This is a genomic window from Streptomyces lucensis JCM 4490 (assembly GCF_014650035.1).
GTDB classification, from domain to species: Bacteria; Actinomycetota; Actinomycetes; order Streptomycetales; family Streptomycetaceae; genus Streptomyces; species Streptomyces lucensis.
The window spans coordinates 45266-59842 of the sequence record NZ_BMUE01000001.1; the positions used below are offsets into that span (position 1 = coordinate 45266).

At 72.5% G+C, this 14577-nt stretch carries 11 protein-coding genes; 8 read left to right on the forward strand and 3 right to left on the reverse strand.

Going from position 1 to position 14577, the window contains the following annotated elements; translation table 11 throughout:
- Positions 1-62 precede the first annotated feature (62 nt).
- The 5 genes from IE177_RS00240 to IE177_RS00260 all read left to right on the forward strand — a co-directional run bounded on the left by IE177_RS00240 (position 63) and on the right by IE177_RS00260 (position 6199).
- Positions 63-1607 (forward strand): MFS transporter, encoded by a 1545-nt coding sequence (locus IE177_RS00240; protein WP_373304981.1) that lies wholly within the window; start codon positions 63-65, stop codon positions 1605-1607.
- A 196-nt stretch (positions 1608-1803) separates the two neighbouring features.
- Positions 1804-2565, forward strand: a complete 762-nt coding sequence (locus IE177_RS00245; protein ID WP_190012609.1) for a DeoR/GlpR family DNA-binding transcription regulator — start codon at positions 1804-1806, stop codon at positions 2563-2565.
- On the forward strand, positions 2562-3509 hold the full coding sequence (pfkB, locus tag IE177_RS00250; RefSeq protein ID WP_190012610.1) for a 1-phosphofructokinase: 948 nt from the start codon (positions 2562-2564) through the stop codon (positions 3507-3509). The genes IE177_RS00245 and pfkB overlap by 4 nt, the downstream gene beginning before the upstream one ends.
- Positions 3510-3669: 160 nt before the next feature.
- Positions 3670-5823, forward strand: coding sequence for a PTS fructose transporter subunit IIABC (locus IE177_RS00255; RefSeq protein WP_190012611.1), 2154 nt, complete (start codon positions 3670-3672; stop codon positions 5821-5823).
- Between the two features lie 124 nt (positions 5824-5947).
- A complete protein-coding gene (locus tag IE177_RS00260; protein ID WP_190012612.1) occupies positions 5948-6199 on the forward strand; it encodes a hypothetical protein in 252 nt (83 codons plus the stop codon).
- Between the two features lie 62 nt (positions 6200-6261).
- On the opposite strand, the gene IE177_RS00265 is transcribed toward IE177_RS00260, so the two are convergent.
- The 3 genes from IE177_RS00265 to IE177_RS00275 all read right to left on the reverse strand — a co-directional run bounded on the left by IE177_RS00265 (position 6262) and on the right by IE177_RS00275 (position 9583).
- Positions 6262-7008 carry a DUF6227 family protein gene (locus IE177_RS00265; protein WP_190012613.1) on the reverse strand — a complete coding sequence of 249 codons (747 nt, stop codon included), beginning with the start codon at positions 7006-7008 and terminating at the stop codon, positions 6262-6264.
- Positions 7009-7165: 157 nt separating this feature from the next.
- Entirely contained in the window at positions 7166-8377 is a 1212-nt protein-coding gene (locus tag IE177_RS00270) for a L,D-transpeptidase (protein WP_229815835.1), read from the reverse strand.
- Between the two features lie 183 nt (positions 8378-8560).
- Positions 8561-9583 (reverse strand): P1 family peptidase, encoded by a 1023-nt coding sequence (locus IE177_RS00275; protein ID WP_190012615.1) that lies wholly within the window; start codon positions 9581-9583, stop codon positions 8561-8563.
- Positions 9584-9625: 42 nt separating this feature from the next.
- Between IE177_RS00275 and IE177_RS00280 the strand changes: the two genes are divergently transcribed.
- The 3 genes from IE177_RS00280 to IE177_RS00290 all read left to right on the forward strand — a co-directional run bounded on the left by IE177_RS00280 (position 9626) and on the right by IE177_RS00290 (position 14576).
- Entirely contained in the window at positions 9626-9802 is a 177-nt protein-coding gene (locus IE177_RS00280; protein ID WP_190012616.1) for a hypothetical protein, read from the forward strand.
- 330 nt (positions 9803-10132) lie between these two features.
- Entirely contained in the window at positions 10133-10450 is a 318-nt protein-coding gene (locus IE177_RS00285) for a CU044_2847 family protein (protein WP_190012617.1), read from the forward strand.
- Positions 10443-14576 carry an nSTAND1 domain-containing NTPase gene (locus IE177_RS00290; RefSeq protein ID WP_229815836.1) on the forward strand — a complete coding sequence of 1378 codons (4134 nt, stop codon included), beginning with the start codon at positions 10443-10445 and terminating at the stop codon, positions 14574-14576. The genes IE177_RS00285 and IE177_RS00290 overlap by 8 nt, the downstream gene beginning before the upstream one ends.
- Position 14577: the final 1 nt, after the last annotated feature.

The window sequence follows — 14577 nt, forward strand, 5'->3', positions numbered from 1 at the left end:
GCGTACGAGGATGCCGGAGAACTAGGACATGATCTGACCTAATCGGGTCCTAGCGTGGACGCATGACCTCCACGGAACAGACCCACTCCGTCCGGCCCGCCACGGACACCGGCGGCACCGGGGCCGCCCCGGCGGACCGCCGCCGCTGGTTCGCCCTGGCGATCGTGATGACCGCCGCCTTCATGGACCTGGTCGACGTCACGATCGTCAACATCGCCATCCCGTCGATCGAGCGGACCGACCACGCGTCCGTCAGCCAGATCCAGTGGATAACGGCCGGCTACGCCCTCGCCTTCGCCGCCGGCCTGATCACCGGCGGGCGGCTCGGCGACATCCACGGCCGCAAGCGGCTGTTCCTGCTCGGCATCGGCGGCTTCACCCTCGCCTCCGCCCTGTGCGGCTTCGCCGTGAACCCGGAGATGCTGGTCGCCTCGCGCATCCTGCAGGGCGGCATGGCGGCGATGATGGTGCCGCAGGTGCTGTCGATCGTGCACGCCACCTTCCCGGCCCACGAACGCGGCAAGGTCTTCGGCCTGTTCGGCGCGATCGTCGGCCTGGGCGCGGTCTGCGGCCCGCTGCTCGGCGCGCTGCTGACGGAGTGGAACCTGTTCGGCCTGGAGTGGCGGCCGATCTTCCTCATCAACCTGCCGGTCGGCGTCGTCTCCTGGCTGCTCGGCCGCCGCTTCATCACCGAGTCCCGCGCGCCGCGGGCACTGAAGCTGGACCTGGTCGGCGTCGCGCTGGTCACGTTGGGCCTGCTGATGCTGCTCTATCCGCTCACCCGCGGCCGCGAGCTGGGCTGGCCGCTGTGGGGACACCTCTCGATGGCGGGCGCGTTCGGCGTGTTCGCGGCGCTGGTGGCGTACGAGCGGCGCAAGGCGGCCCGGGACGGCTCGCCGCTGATCGAGCTGTCCCTGTTCCGGGTCAAGAGCTTCGCCGCCGGTATCGCCGTGCAGACCGTGTTCGGCATCGCGCTCGGCATCTTCTTCCTGGTCTGGACGCTCTACATGCAGATCGGCCTGGGCTGGAGCCCACTGCGGGCCGGACTGACCGGGGTGCCGTTCTCGCTCGCCGTGTCGACGGCCGCCGGCATGTCGGTGCAGAAGCTGGTCCCGCGCTACGGCCGCAAGGTCCTCCAGGCGGGCGCGCTGATCATGGGCGCGGGCGTGCTGGTCTACCTGTGGGAGGCGCACCGCTACGGCCTCGGCATCGCCCCCTGGCAGATGGCCCTGCCGCTGGTCGTGATGGGCGCCGGCATGGGTCTCATCGTCGCCCCGCTGACCGACGCGGTGCTCTCGGAGGCGCCGCGCGAGCACGCCGGATCCGCGTCCGGCCTGATCAACACCGTGCAGCAGATGGGCAACGCGCTCGGGCTCGGACTGGTGTCGGTGGTGTTCTACGGGGAGATCGGCGACCGGCTGACCCGGGCCCAGGTCGGCCCGGCCTTCGTGCACGCCTTCCAGCACGCGCTGTGGTGGGTCGCCGGGATCATGGGCGTGATCTTCCTGCTGATGGCGGCCCTGCCGAAGTGGCCGGCGCAGCATGTGGAGGGCGCGGCCGGGGCGGAGTTGCCGGAGGCGGAGAAGGAGCCCGCGCTGGCGTCCTGACCGGGTGTGTCCCCGGGGCCCGGTACCGACAGGTACCGGGCCCTTGTGCCGTCCGGACAGCACCGAATGCCCGTTCGTGCCCGTTCATGCCCGAACCCGTTTACTTTCCGGAACTCGCGGCGTAGCCTCGCCAGTGAAACCACACGTTCGGGCATCGTCCGGAATCGGTCGGGCGTCGAGGCGGAGGCGAACGGACATGTACGCACCGGAACGGCAGCAGCAGATCCTCCGGCTCGCGCGGGACGGCGGCCGGGTGGACGTGCTGTCGCTGGCCGAGGAGTTCCAGGTCACGGCGGAGACGATCCGCCGCGATCTCAAGGCCCTCGACCGCGCCGGCCTCGTCCGCCGGGTGCACGGCGGCGCCATCCCGGTCGGCCGCCTCGACTTCGAGCCCGACCTCGCCGAACGCGAGTCCACCGCCGCCGACGAGAAGGACCGCATCGCCAAGGCGGCCCTCGCCGAACTGCCGGCCGAAGGCACGGTGATCCTCGACGCCGGCACGACGGTGGCACGGGTCGCCGCCGCGATACCCCTTGAGGCCTCCCTCACCGTCGTCACCCACAGCCTGCCCATCGCCGCCCGCCTCGCCGACCACCCGGGGATCCAGCTCCACCTGGTCGGGGGGCGCGTACGGCACCGCACGCGCGCCGCCGTGGACGCCTGGGCGCTGCGCGCGTACGGCGAGATCCGCGCCGACGTCCTGTTCGTCGCCGCCAACGGCTTCTCCGCCGGGCACGGCCTGACCACCCCCGACCTCGCCGAGGCCGCGGTCAAGCGGGCGGCCGTCGCCGCCGCCCGCCGAGTCGTCCTGCTCGCCGACTCCTCCAAACACGGCCAGGAACACTTCGCCCGCTTCGGTTCTCTGGACGACGTGGACCTGCTGATCACCGACAGCGGGCTGAGCCCCGAGGACACCGCCGCCGTCGAGGCCGGCGGCACGGAAGTGGTGCGCGCATGATCCTCACCGTCACCCCCAACCCCTCCCTCGACCGCACCTACGAGGTCCTCGCCCTGGAGCGCGGCGAGGTCGTCCGGGCCGAGACCGAGCGCATGGATCCCGGCGGCAAGGGCGTGAACGTCTCGCGCGCCGTCGCCGCCGCCGGACGGCGCACGGTCGCCGTCCTGCCCCTGGGCGGTGCGCCGGGCGTGTTCGTCGCCGACCTGCTCGACGCGCAGGGCATCGAGGTCGCGCCGGTGCCCATCGCGGGCGCCACCCGCTCCAACATCGCGCTCGCCGAGGCCGACGGGGTGCTCACGAAGATCAACGCGCCGGGGCCCGAACTGACCGCACGGGAGCAGGAACTGCTCCTGGAGACGGTGCGCGAGCACTCCCGCGACGCCGACTGGATCGCGTGCTGCGGCAGCCTCCCCGGGGGCCTCGCGCCCTCGTGGTACGCCGACGTCGTCACCCGGGCGCACGCCGGTGGCGCGCGCATCGCCCTGGACACCTCGGGGCGTCCGCTCCTGGAGGCGCTGCGCGCGCGACCCGACGTGGTGAAGCCCAACGCCGAGGAGCTCGCGCAGGCGGTCGGGCGCTCCCTGGCGACCGTGGGCGACGCGCTCAAGGCGGCCGAGGAGGTGCGCGGAATGGGCGCGGGAGCCGTGCTCGCGAGCCTGGGCGCCGACGGCCAGATCCTGGTGGAGGACACCGGCGCCTGGTACGGCAGCGCACCCGTGGACGCCGTCCGCAGCAACGTGGGCGCCGGTGACGCGACGCTGGCCGGCTTCCTGATCGCCGGGGGCAGCGGCCCGGACGCCCTCGCCTGTGCCGTCGCCCACGGCGCCGCCGCCGTCCGGCTTCCCGGCAGCGTGATGCCGGCCCCGGCCGACCTGGACGCGGCCGCGGTCACGGTCACCGCGGAGATCCCGCTGGAGCGCGCGCTGAAGGAGCCGGTGTCATGAACGCCTTGAACCGGCGCGGTCGTGGCCTCCGGTGCCGCATGGCCCACGCGCACCGGAAGCGGCGGCGCCTTTCCACACCCACCGCTTTCCCCCGCCGCACCCCCGTCCCCACCCCCGCCCACCCCTCCCCCCGGGCGATACGCGCGCAGAGGAGCCCGCGATGAGCGAAATGATCACCGCGGACCTGGTCGACCTCGACCTGTCCGCCGACACCAAGGAAGCGGCGGCGCGCGCCCTCGCCGAGCGCATGGTGACCCAGGGCCGGGTGACCGACCTGGAGGGCTTCCTCGCCGACGTCGCCGCCCGCGAGGCGCAGATGCCGACCGGCCTCGACGGCGGCATCGGCATCCCGCACTGCCGCAGCGCCCACGTCACCGAGCCGACCCTCGCCTTCGGACGCAGCGCGGCCGGCATCGACTTCGGCGCCGCGGACGGCCCCGCCGACCTGGTCTTCCTGATCGCGGCCCCGGCCGGCGCCGACGACGCCCACCTGACGATCCTCTCCTCGCTGGCCCGCCAGCTGATGGACGCCGGGTTCACCTCGGAGCTGCGCGCGTCCAGCACCCCGGAGACGGCCGCCGCGCTGATCCGGGGGGACGAGGCGCCGCCGGGGGAGGACGCGCGGGAACCCTCCGCCGACGCCTCCCAGGACTCCGCCGCGGCACCGGTGGCGGCCTCCGCCGGCGCCGCGGCGGACAGCACGGCGCCCACGCCGGACACCGCCGCCGACGATCGGAAGACGCCGGACACCGCCGTCGACGGCCGGGAGACGCCGGGCGCCGGCTCCGGCGGGCGCCCCTTCCGCGTCGTCGCCGTCACCTCCTGCCCCACCGGCATCGCGCACACCTACATGGCGGCCGAGTCCCTGGAGAACGCGGCCCGCGAGGCGGGCGTCGAGCTGGTCGCCGAGACGCAGGGCTCGGCCGGGTTCACCCGGCTGGACCCGGCCGTGATCGCGGCGGCGGACGGCGTGATCCTGGCCCACGACGTCCCCGTGCGCGACAAGGAGCGCTTCGCGGGCAAGCCGACCGTCGACGTCGGGGTGAAGGCCGGCATCAACCGCCCCGCCGACCTCATCACCGAGGTCCGCGAGAAGGCGGCCCGCGGCGAGACCGCCGCACCGGCCACCGCCGCGTCCGAGACACCGGGCGGCACGCCGGTCGAGCGTGCGGGCGACGCCGGCGAGGGCTACGGCACCAAGCTGCGCACCTGGCTGATGTCCGGCGTCAGCTACATGGTCCCGTTCGTCGCCGCGGGCGGCCTGCTCATCGCCCTCGGCTTCGCGATCGGCGGCTGGCAGGTCAACAAGGCGCCGTCCGTCATGGACCACTTCGTGTGGACGCAGTCCGGCAGCTGGGGAGCCCTGCTCTTCCAGATCGGGGGCGTGGCGTTCAAGTTCCTCGTCCCCGTGCTGGCCGGCTACATCGCCTACGGCATGGCCGACCGGCCGGGCCTCGTCCCCGGCTTCGTCGGCGGCGCGATCGCGCTCGACATCAACGCGGGCTTCCTCGGCGGCCTCGCGGCCGGTCTGGTCGCCGGCGGCGTCGTGATGGGCATTCAGAAGGTGCGGATCCCGGCCCCGCTGCGCGGCATCATGCCGGTGGTGGTGATCCCGCTGATCTCCTCGGCGATCGTCGGGTTCCTGATGTTCGTCGTCATCGGCAAGCCCATCGCCACCGCGCAGAAGGGCCTCACCGACTGGCTGAACGGGCTCACCGGCACCAACGCCGTCCTGCTCGGCGCGCTGCTCGGCCTGATGATGTGCTTCGACCTCGGCGGCCCGGTCAACAAGGTGGCCTACACCTTCGCCACCGCCGGCATCGCGGTCTCCGACCCCGGCGACTCCGCCATGAAGATCATGGCCGCGGTGATGGCCGCCGGCATGGTCCCGCCACTGGCGATGGCCCTGGCCACTACCGTGCGCGGCAGCCTCTTCACCCGGGCCGAGCGCGAGAACGGCAAGGCCGCCTGGGTCCTGGGCGCCTCCTTCATCTCGGAGGGCGCCATCCCGTTCGCGGCGGCGGACCCGCTGCGGGTCATCCCGTCCGCGATGGTGGGCGGCGCGCTCACCGGCGCCCTGTCCATGACCTTCGGCGCCACCCTGCGCGCCCCGCACGGCGGCGTCTTCGTCGTCCCGCTGATCGGCAACCCGTTCCTGTACCTGGTCGCCATCGCGGCCGGCGTCTGCGTCACCACGGCCCTGGTGGTCCTCCTCAAGGGGATGCGCAGGCGGGCCCCCGGGACCACGGCCACCGACCCCGCCGGTGGCGCGCCCGCTCCGCGGAAGGAGACGCAGCAGCCGATAGCGGCCTGACCGGCGCCGCCGCACCGCATCACCGGCGCCTTGTCCCTTTGGTTCGCTGTGAGTTGTTCACGGCACCTGCGAGATACGTCACGGTCCGGGACCGAAGTCCCGGACCGTGGTGTGTACTGGGTGCATGCCTGCGTACGCCCCGGTTCTCCAGCTGATCGGCGTGGTCGTCCTCGCCGTGGCGGCCGCCGTCTGGGCCGCCGTCGTACTGCGCCTGCTGCGCCGCAGCGGCCTGCGGGCCGCCCTCCGGCGCGGCGCGAGGCCCCTGTCGGCCCTGCCGCGCCAGGGCCGGTCGGGTCCGGCCCTGGAGTCCGTCGAGCTGACGCCCGCGGAACAGGACGCGTTCGCTGGCCTGGTCCGGCGACTCGCCAACGGCTGACAGCCGGTGGCTGACGGCTGGTGGCTGACTGCTGACGGGGACGGGACCGGCCGCCCGCCGCGCTAGCCGTGCCGGGCCGCCCGCCGTTCCATGGCATCCCGAGCCGCGACCTCCGACATGTACACCTCGCACATGTGCCGTCCGTCCGGTGTCGCCGTGTGCTCGACCTCCCACAGGGAGACCTCACCGCCGTCCGGCAGCAGGAACGCGTGCTCGTACAACGCGTAGCTCAGGCCCACGCGTCCGGCCCGCCCCGGCCGCCCGAACGCCTGGGTTATCCCGTGCGCGGTCGCCGTCGCCAGCAGCGCCGCCGTCTCCGCGCCGGGCCGGTCGGGGTTCTCCGCGCGGCGCAGCAGCCGGCGCGCGTGGTCGGCGGAGTCGTCGGAGGCGAACACGTGCCGGGGCTCGGGTATCGCCCACAGCCGCATCAGCGCGGGCAGCTCGAAGTCCGGCGTCTCCGGCGGCAGCCCGAGCCGTGCAGTGGCGGCCTGCACCTCCTCCTCGTCGACGTACACCTCGTGCTCCGGGGGGCCGTCCGGCGTGGTGTTGTGCACGAGCTCCCACAGCGTGACCGCCGATCCGTCGGCGAGCAGCCAGGTGTGCCGGTACGTCTCGCGGTGCAGCCCCGCGCTGTGGTGTGCGGAGTGCAGCGAACTGGTGTGCGCCAGCGCGCGATCGAGCCGCCGCACCACGTCGTCGGGCAGCTCGAAGGAGTTCAGGGCACGGCCGAGGAGTCGCGCGAGATGCTCCTCCGGAGACTCGGGCGACTGGGCCGATTCGTACGCTGCCGTCTCGTACGGAACGCTCAAGGCTTCTCCCGGCGTTGCTGCATGTCACCTAGTGGGTGCATACCGTAGCCCCTCGGTCGGACATCATGCCCGGGAACCGGGAAAACGTATGGCGGGAAAACGCGCGGGCCGCGCGAGAAGTTCCCGCGCGGCCCGGCGTTCCGTCAAAAGCCGCCGGTCAGACGGCACTTCCCGCGGTCCAGGCGCTCCAGGACATGTTCCAGCCGTTGAGGCCGTTGTCCGGCGCCACCGTCTTGTCGGGCGAGTTCTTCACGACCACGACGTCACCGACGAGCGAGTTGTCGAAGAACCACTTGGCCGACGTGGCGCCCTGGGCGCCCTGCACGTCGGAGAGGCCCACACAGCCGTGGCTCGTGCCCTCCCGGCCGAAGGGCGGGTTGTCCTTCCTGTACCAGTAGTTGCCGTGGATGAACGTTCCCGACGACGTCAGCCGCATCGCGTGCGGCACGTCCGAGATGTCGTACTCACCGCCGAAGCCGACCGTCGAGCCGTTCATCCGGGTCTGCACGAACTTCTCGGAGATCACCATCTGCCCGTTGTACGTGGTGTGCTCCGGGCTGCCCGCCGAGATCGGCACCGACTTGAGCGTCTTGCCGTCCCGCACCACCGTCATGGTCTGCGTGCTGACGTCGACCGTGGAGACCTGCGACCGCCCGACCGTGAAGGACACGGTCTTCTTCTGCACTCCGAAGACGCCCTTCGCGCCCTCGACCCCGTCCAGGTCGATCCGCATCGTGACCTTGGACCCGGCCTTCCAGTACTCCTGCGGCCGGAAGTCCAGCCGCCGGTCCCCGAACCAGTGCCCGGCCACCTGCTGGCCGCTGCTGGAGGCGACCTTGATGTGCGACTGCACGGCCTTCTTGTCGGTGATCGACTTGTCGAAGGTGAAGGACACCGGCATGCCGGCCCCGACCGTCGTGCCGTCGTCCGGCGTGTAGGTGCCGATGAAACTGTTGGCCGTGGTGACGGTGGTGAAGATGGAGTTGGCCGCCGCCGTGCGCCCTGCGGAGTCCTTCGCGGTCGCGGCTATCCGGTACTTCGTCCCGCGCTCCAGCTGCTCCTTCGGCTTCCAGTTGTGCCCGTCCGCCGACGTGGTCCCGGGCACGGCCTGCCCCGACCCGGCCACGGTCATCTTCACGTCGGTCAGCCTGCCGTCGCTGACCTTCACCCCGGTCGCGTTGATGGACGCGTCCGTCGCGCCGTCCTTGGACGAGATCACGATCTTCGCCGTGGAAGTCCTCGGGTTGCCGCCGCCCTTGCCGTCGTCGGCGTCGGCGCTGCCGCCGCAGGCGGTGAGGGTGAGGGCGCCGACCATCAGGGCGGCACAGGCCCCCAGTGCGCGCCGCGCTGCAATGTCCGGCCTTGTCACGGGCTGCTCCAGGTTCGTGAAGAGTGGGTGATCCGTTCCGCTGCGTGGGGGAAGAGGGCCCCGGCGCCCGGCGGGGTTCCCTGGAGCTCCCCCCGCGTGACAGAACTGCGACATGAGGCTGCCCGGAACACCCCGCGCGTGACGGAACCGCGACAATCACCGCACCACGGCCGGGCCCGGCCGCTACCCGCCGTACAGCTCCCCGTACGACGGCCACGCCCCTCCCGGTCCGTCGACCGGCTCGGCGGCGCGCACGGCCCGTACGATCGCGCGCGTCACGAGGTCCGCGCCGGCGGCGAGGACGGCGTTGAGGGCCAGGGGGTGCGCGTCCAGCGGACGTGCCCGGGTGGCCAGCGCGAACACCGTGTCGCCGTCGTGCAGCAGGTGCACCGGGCGCACGGCGCGTGCGATGCCGTCGTGCGCCGTGCCGGCGAGCTTCTGCGCCTGCGCCCTGGAGAGGTCGGCGTCGGTCGCGACCACCGCGAGAGTCGTGTTGAGCGGGGGAGGCGCGTTGCGCGAGGCGTATCCGTCGAGGCGCCGGCGGGCGGCCTCGTGCACGTGCGCCGCCGGGTAGTCCACCCGTCCCTGGAACAACTCCCCGTACAGCACGCCGGTTTCCGGGTCCATCACCGATCCCGCGGCGTTCGCCACCACCAGCGCGGCCACCGTGATGCCGGAGGCGAGCACCGTACTGGCGGTACCCACGCCGCCCTTGAGCCGTCCCGCCGCGGCGCCCGTGCCGGCGCCCACGCAGCCTTCGGGGACCCGGGCGCCGGCCGGGGTCGCCGCCGCGGCCTCCACCGCCGCGCGTCCCGTGGCCGCGTCCGGCCGCGCGCGGAAGTCCCCGCCGCGCCCCAGGTCGAAGACGCACGCGGCGGGCACGACCGGCACGACGTGCGCCGGGTCCGTGCCGACCGGGACGCCCCGCCCCCGTTCCTCCAGCCAGGCCATCACGCCCGACGCCGCGTCGAGCCCGTACGCGCTGCCTCCGGTCAGCACCACCGCGTCGACCGTCCCCACCACGTTGCGCGGGTCGAGCGCGTCGGTCTCCTTCGTGCCCGGACCGCCGCCGCGGACGTCGACGGCGGCGACGGCGCCGCCCTCGGGAGCGAGGACCACGGTGGTACCGGTGAGCCAGCCGTCCCCGGCGCGGGTGGCGTGACCCACCCGCAGCCCGGTGACGTCCGTCAGCGCGTCGACTGTCATGGGGCCAGTCTGACCGCACGGCGCTCTCGTACCCTTGTGGGTATGAGCGCCACCCCCGAATCCGAGCCGTGTGACCCGAAGCCCGCGCTGGTCTTCGACGACCCGCTGGACCGGCAGTCCCCGGACGACACCGACCGCGGGTGGGGCGAGCGCCCCGACGGCGACAGCGCCGCCGACCTAAGGCGCTTCCTCGACGAGAAGCCGCCCCACCACCTGTGAGCACTCCGGTGGAGCGCGGCCTGACGGTTTCGGTCGGATCGACGGGTGGACCAGGGAAACCGCCTGCCACGTGGAGTTCGGCCCGGCAGATCTTCGTGGTCAGCCCGTAGGGGTTCGAAGCGGTGCTCCGGCTCGGCCGAGCTCTCGGTCGCCGGGCCGGTGTCCGCCCAAGCCACGCCCCGTGCCCCGTACCCCGTGCTCCGTGACCGGGGGCTGCGCCGGGCGGGTGGAGGTGTGCTCGTGCGGCCCACTCCGGACTGCGGCATGTGCCGCGGGTGCCGGATGCTGGCCGGGATCCCTGATGGACACGCGCGTACCCGAGGAGGAGTCGTGACCGTCCTGACCCGGATTCCGCTGGAGGGCGGGGGCTCCGTCCTGGTCGAGTCGCCGGCCGGGGCGGAGGGGCCGGTGAAGGCCGGGCGCCTGGGCGATTTCGTCCAGCAGGCGCCGACCACGCTGCAGGACGCTCTGGAGCCGGTGACGCAGGCGGCACAGGTGGCCCTCGACCAGCTGCGGAAGGCTCGGCCCGACGCGATCACGGTCGAGTTCGGCGTGGACCTCTCGGTCGCGGCGGGCGCGGTGCTCACCAAGGGTACGGTCGGCTGTCATCTACAGGTGACGGTGTCGTGGAAGGGCGACGGTGGCTAGCGCCGCGCGCTGGCTGGAGGGGGCGACCCCGTCGGACCTGCCCATGGCGGTGGCGCAGATCGTCGCGCCGGACGGGACGGTGACGGGAGCCGGATTCCTGGTGGCCGAGAACCTCCTCGTCACCTGCGCGCACGTGGTCCGGGCCGCCGGCTCCGGGTACCGGGACCGGGTACTGGTGGCCTTCCCCCGTGTGACGGGTGCCGACCTGCTGGAGGGGCACGTCGAGCAGTGGCGGGAGCCCGAGGAGGAGGACGTCGCCTTCGTCCGGCTGCCGCAGACGCCGACCGGTACCTGGGTGTTGCCGCTGGGCTCCGCCGAGGGGCGCAGCGGCCACGAAGTCCGGTCGTTCGGCTTCGCGGCCCAGGCGACGCAGGGCGGACACCTCGGGACGGCCACGGTGGCAGATCTGCTGAAGGCCTCGCCGGTCGGGCGCGAGCGTCTTCAGCTGACCGCGGCCAACGACCTCACCACCGGGTTCAGCGGTGCGCCGGTGCTGGACGAGAAGACGAGCCTGGTCATCGGAATGTTCACCGAGATCACGGCACCCGACAAGTACCAGCGGGGGCAGGGCATCGCGTACGCCACGCCCACGCAGGTCCTGCGCGAGATCGTGCCCGCCCTGGCCGAGCACGAGGTGTGTCCGTACCGGGGGCTGGAGCCGTTCACCGCGGCACACGCGGACTGGTTCAAGGGGCGGGACAAGGCGGTGGAGCAGGTCCTCGCGAACCTGTCCTGGGAGCGCCGCCTGACCCTGCTGCTCGGCCCGTCCGGGTCGGGCAAGTCCTCCCTGATCCAGGCGGGGGTGCTGCCCGCCTTGGCGCGGGGGCTGCTACTACGGGGCAGTGCGGGCTGGCTGCCCGTGCTGGTGCGGCCCCGGCAGGACCTGCTGACGGAGATCGAGCGTGCCGGGCTGCCGGGGGCGCGCCGCGAGGGGCTCATGGCGGCGGCGGACCGCCGACTGGCGAGCGAACCCGACCGCCGGCGTGTGCTGCTGGTCATCGATCAGTTCGAGGAGCTACTGGTCCAGGGCGCTGACGGACGGCTGCGGGAATTCCTCGCCGCCATCGACGAGATCACCACGGTCGCCGATTCGGACAGCGACCTCAGCGTCATCCTCGTCATGCGGGACGACTTCTACTCCCGACTCGCCGCGAGCGCAGGAGGGTTGCTGGAAGCGGCGACGCCCGGTCTGCTCAATGTGCCCGGCACACTGGGCTGGAAGGACCTGCGCGACATCATCGTCGCCCCCGCGGGGACCGTGGGGCTCGGCTTCCAGCAGGGGCTGCCCGAGCAGATCATCAGCGACGTCCTGGATGTCAACCCCGAAACGTCGATCAGCCGCCAGGCGCCCGTGACCGTGCTGCCGTTGCTGGAGATGACCCTCACGGAGCTGTGGCGGCAGCGGAAGGACGGCTACCTCACTCACGAGGCGTACCAGCGCATCGGAGGTGTCGGGGGGAGCCTGACCGCATGGTGCGAGAAGGCGCTGAAGGAACTGTCACCCGAGCAGCAGGACATCGCGAAGAACGTCCTCACCTCCCTGGTGCGCCCCGCGGACACCAAACGCCGCATCCCGCCCGTCCGCGCACAGGTTCCCCTCGACGAGCTGCGCGGCCTCGCGGCCGGCGCCGACAGTGCGCCGGACGACGACGTGGACGCCGTCATCACCACTCTGGCCCGCCGTCGCATCATCACCACCACGCAGATCCTCCGTGACCGTGACCGTCCCGATGCCCAGCCTGAGCCGGTCGCGGAACTGATCCATGACGCGCTCATCCGCGACTGGGCCAAGCTGCGGGAGTGGGTGAGCGAACAGCACGATTTCCACGAATGGCTCGAGCGGACGCGTGAACGGCAACTGCGCTGGGCCGAGAAACGGGACCCGGGGGATCTGCTCGCGGGTACGGCCCTTGCCGACAGCGACAGAATGTCGAAAAAACGTGGCCTCCCGAAGGACATCGCGGACTTCCTCACCGCGAGCCGGCAGCGTCAGGAGGCGATCGCCCGGCGGCGCAGACGGCTCATCACCGTTCTGGCCGCGTTGCTGGTACTCGCGCTGCTCGCCGGCGCGCAAGCGTTCTGGCAGTGGCGTGTGGCGCTGGCCGAACGGGAGGCGGCCCTGTCCCGGCAGCTCGCCGTCGAGTCCGGCACGCTCATCAACGTCAATCCCGAACTCTCCTCGCTGCTGGCCGTCCAGGCATACCGCACGAGCCACACGACCGAGGCCCTCTCGAGCCTGCGCACCGACGCGCACCTGCCTCTGGGCCGGCGTCTGCTCGGGCACACCAAGGCAGTGAACGCGGTGGCGTTCCACGGCCACACCCTCGCCACCGGAAGTTCCGACGGCACCGTGCGCGTCTGGAACACCGCCACCGGTAAGACCCGTACCAGGCTCACCGGTCTGTCCGGCGAGGTGAACGCGGTGGCGTTCAGCCCCGACGGCCGCACCATCGCCACCGGCAGCTCCTACAGCGCCTGGTTGTGGGATGCCGCCAGCGGCAAGGCTCGCACCCCTCTGACCGGGCACACCAACACCGTGTTCTCCGCCGTGTTCAGCCCCGACGGAAGCACCGTCGCCACCGCCAGTGCGGACGGCACCGCCCGACTGTGGGACGCCACCACCGGCAGGCTCCGGACCAAGCTCACCGGGCACACCGACATCGTGTACTCCGCCGTGTTCAGCCCCGACGGAAGCACCGTCGCCACCGCCAGTGCGGACGGCACCGCGCGACTGTGGGACGCCACCACCGGCAGGCTCCGGACCAAGCTCACCGGGCACACGGCCCAGGTGCTCTCGGCCGCGTTCAGCCCCGACGGACGCACCGTCGCCACGGGAGGTGGCGACGGCACCATGCGGCTGTGGGACGCCGGCAGCGGCAAGCAAGGCCCCCAGGTGGACGTGCTCACCGGCTCGGTGCTCTCGGTGGTGTTCAGCCCCGACGGCCGCACCATCGCGATCGCAGGCACCAACCGTGTCACGCGGCTGTGGGACGTGGCCACCCATGCGATGAGCAAGTCCCTGATCGGTCACACCGACTCCGTGAACGCGGTGGCGTTCAGCCCCGACGGCCGCACGCTCGCCACCGGAAGCGGTGACACGACCGCACGCCTGTGGAAGGTCACCGCGAGCGGAGACGCGTCCCTGGTCGGGCACACCGACATCGTCTACTCGGTCGCGTTCAGCCCCGACGGCGGCACTGTAGCCAGCGCCAGTGCCGACAAGACCGCAATCCTGTGGAACGCCGCCACCGGCAGGAAACGCCTCAGCCTGGACGGGCACGAGGACGCGGTACTCGGAGTCACGTTCAGCCCCCACGGACACACGGTGGCCACCGCCGGCGCGGACGGCACCGCGCGACTGTGGGACACCACTACGGGCAAACCCCGCCTGAAGCCCCTGAGCGAGGCCACCCCGCTTCACTCGGTGGCGTTCAGCCCCGACGGCCACATCCTCGTCACCGGCGGTCGCGACGGCACCGTGCGATTGTGGGATGCCGACACCGGCAAACCGGGCAGATCCCTGGACGGGCACACCGATGTCGTCTACTCCGCGGCGTTCAGTCCCGACGGGCGCACCGTCGCCACCGGGAGCGCCGACAAGACCGTGCGCCTGTGGGACGTCGCCACCGGCAGGGCCCACACCATCACCACCCCCGACCAAGTGCACGGTGTGACGTTCAGCCCCGACGGTCACACGCTGGCCATCGCCGTCGGCGACTACACCGTGCGGTTGTGGGACGTCACCACCCGCACGACCCGGATCACCCTCGCCGGACGTGCCGACGTCGCGGCGTCGGTGGCGTTCAGCCCTGACGGCCGCACCCTGGCCACCGGCGACTCCGGCTGGACCACGGGGCTGTGGGACGTCACCGACGGCAAGAGCCGCATGACCCTGATCGGGCAGCACGCCGACGAGGTGACCTCGGTGGCGTTCAGCCCGGACGGCCGGGTCCTCGCCTCGGGCAGCGTCGACCGGACCGTGCACCTGTGGCATGTCGCCCTTCCGGAACCGGCCGAGGCGATCCGGACCATCTGCCGCGCCGCCGGCCGGGACCTGACCGAACAGGAACGGACCGCCTACCTCCCGGGCCGGTCGGCGGATCCCGTCTGTCCCTCCCAGGCCTAGG

Bases quoted from the DNA above. Each gene is read 5' to 3' on its own strand.
- IE177_RS00275 (WP_190012615.1), bottom strand. From the start codon at position 9,583: ATGACAGTCGACGCGCTGACGGACGTCACCGGGCTGCGGGTGGGTCAC.
- IE177_RS00260 (WP_190012612.1), top strand. From the start codon at position 5,948: ATGCCTGCGTACGCCCCGGTTCTCCAGCTGATCGGCGTGGTCGTCCTC.
- IE177_RS00280 (WP_190012616.1), top strand. From the start codon at position 9,626: ATGAGCGCCACCCCCGAATCCGAGCCGTGTGACCCGAAGCCCGCGCTG.
- pfkB (WP_190012610.1), top strand. From the start codon at position 2,562: ATGATCCTCACCGTCACCCCCAACCCCTCCCTCGACCGCACCTACGAG.
- IE177_RS00255 (WP_190012611.1), top strand. From the start codon at position 3,670: ATGAGCGAAATGATCACCGCGGACCTGGTCGACCTCGACCTGTCCGCC.
- IE177_RS00245 (WP_190012609.1), top strand. From the start codon at position 1,804: ATGTACGCACCGGAACGGCAGCAGCAGATCCTCCGGCTCGCGCGGGAC.
- IE177_RS00240 (WP_373304981.1), top strand. From the start codon at position 63: ATGACCTCCACGGAACAGACCCACTCCGTCCGGCCCGCCACGGACACC.